3 protein-coding genes are annotated in these 2132 nt (G+C 73.4%); all 3 read left to right on the forward strand.

Going from position 1 to position 2132, the window contains the following annotated elements; translation table 11 throughout:
- Nucleotides 1-221 precede the first annotated feature (221 nt).
- On the forward strand, nucleotides 222-872 hold the full coding sequence (locus tag ACFVIM_RS34785; RefSeq protein ID WP_384310298.1) for a TetR/AcrR family transcriptional regulator: 651 nt from the start codon (nucleotides 222-224) through the stop codon (nucleotides 870-872).
- Between the two features lie 136 nt (nucleotides 873-1008).
- Nucleotides 1009-1740 carry a HEAT repeat domain-containing protein gene (locus ACFVIM_RS34790; RefSeq protein ID WP_384310294.1) on the forward strand — a complete coding sequence of 244 codons (732 nt, stop codon included), beginning with the start codon at nucleotides 1009-1011 and terminating at the stop codon, nucleotides 1738-1740.
- A gap of 6 nt (nucleotides 1741-1746) precedes the next feature.
- Nucleotides 1747-2132 (forward strand): MerR family transcriptional regulator (locus ACFVIM_RS34795; RefSeq protein WP_384310296.1); only part of this gene is annotated, 386 nt, incomplete at its 3' end.

Raw genomic sequence — 2132 nt, forward strand, 5'->3', positions numbered from 1 at the left:
TTCCCGTACCGCCCTGGTGGTACGGGAACGGCGGGCCCTCGCGGCATCGGATCCGTACGGCTTCGCGGCATCGGATCCGTACGGCTTCGCGGTGGCCGGGCCGCGAGGTTCGCGGCACCGGACCACCGGGGCGGCTTCGCGGTGCCGGGCTACCGGGCGGCGGACGGGACCCCGGCGCGCGGGTCGACCGGGGTGAGGACGCCCAGCCGGTCCTCGATCTCCTGGGCGGCGGCCAGACACAGGTCCTCCCGGAACGCGCGTCCGACGATCTGCGCGATGTCGCGGCCCGCGCACAGGTCTCCCTGGGAGCCGTTCAGCGCTGCTTCCGCGGCAAGGACGAGATGCTGCTGTTCGCCGTCGGCCATGTCGGCGAGCGCGTCACCGAACGCGTACGGGAGCGGCTGGCCGCGAGCCCGGCGCAGTCGGCCGCCACCGCACTGGGGCACGCGGCCACCGAGATCGCCCTGCTGCGTGAGGAACACCGCGCCGAGGCACGGGGCTGGCTCGCCTTCGTCGCCCAGGCCGTCGTCAGCGAGCCGCTCGCCGGTCCGCTCAGGGCCAGTTACACGGCGCTCCAGGACCTCGTCGTCCGGCTGATCACGGAGGCGGCCGGGGACGGTCCGGGCGGCGGAGGCGGTTCGGAGAGTCCGGGCGGCGGAGGCTCCGGGGATCCAGTGCGCGAGGCCCGCGCCCTGCTCGCCCTCGCCGACGGCCTCACCACCCACGTACTCATCGGCCATCTGACCGCCGCGGAGGCCGGGGACGTCCTGCACGAGCATCTGAGCGCTCTGTGGGCCCGCCCGCGCACCGGGCGGGTCCGGCGACCGCTGACCGAGCGGGTGATGCCGGAGGACCCGACAACGGCGGAGTGACGCACGGCGGCGGTGTGCGATCGGGCGACGGTGCGCGTCCGGCGCGGCGGAGGCCGTTCGAGCACCTCAGAGGGGTGGTTCCGCTTGACCTTGTCACTGTGACAACCACTTCACTGATGCGGAGGAGGTGGTCCGGATGACCGTGACCCAAGACGACGCGAACCCTCGAAAGAACACGCAGAACACGCAGAACACGCAGAACACGCAGAACACGGTGGACGCGAGGACCGCGCGAGCCCTGCGAGGGCTGGCCCACGAGAGCGCGACGGTGCGGCTCCAGGCGGCGCTGGCGATCGGCACGGCCCCGGCCACAGCGTTCGTCGACCCGCTCGTGGAGCGCTGTGCGATCGAGCCCGAGTTCTTCGTACGGGACATGCTGACCTGGGCGCTGACCCGCCACACGCCCGCGGTGACGGTGCCACGGCTCCTCGGTGAACTCCGTTCGGAGCGTCCGCGGGCGCGGAGCCAGGCACTGCACACCCTGTCCAAGATCGGGGACCGGGAGGCATGGCCCTCGATCACCCGCGCGCTGCTCACCGACACCGACGACGAGGTGGCGCGGGCCGCCTGGCGTACGGCGGCCATCCTGGTGCCCGCCGGTGCGGAGGCCGGGCTGGCCGCCGTGCTGGTGACCCAGCTCGGGCGCGGCGGGCTGGAGACCCGGTTGAGCCTCAGCCGGGCACTGATCGCGCTGGGTGAGGGGAGCACACCGGTCCTGCGCGGCGCGACACGGCACTCCGACCCCGGTGTACGGGAGCACGCCATCGCCACGGAACGGCTCGCGCGCGACCCGGATGCCGGGTTCGCGTTCGCGATCGAGGAGGCGAAGCGCATAGTGGCCCTCGGCACAACCGGCGCGGAGGAGTGACGAACGGTGTTGATCGGTGAGGTGGCCCGGCGGTCCGGGGTCAGCGCCCGCATGCTCAGGCACTACGAGTCCCTCGGCCTGGTGCGGCCCTCGGCCCGTACCGAGGGTGGCTATCGGGAGTACTCCGCCGCGGACGTCCGGCGCCTCTTCCACATCGAGAGCCTGCGGTCCCTCGGGCTGTCGCTGCGGGACGCGGGACGCGCGCTGGACGATCCCGGCTTCGCGCCCGTCGCGCTCGTCGACGACCTCATCCGCCAGACGCGTGAACGCATCGCCCAGGAGACGGAGTTGCTCGCCCGGCTCAGCCGGATCGACGCCACCGAACCCGGCAGCTGGGAGGACGTCCTCCAGACCGTGGCGCTGCTGCGCTCCCTGGGGGCGGAGAGCGCGGC

Origin of the sequence: Streptomyces sp. NPDC057638 (assembly GCF_042800315.1) — a bacterium.
In the GTDB taxonomy this organism is placed as follows: Bacteria; Actinomycetota; Actinomycetes; order Streptomycetales; family Streptomycetaceae; genus Streptomyces.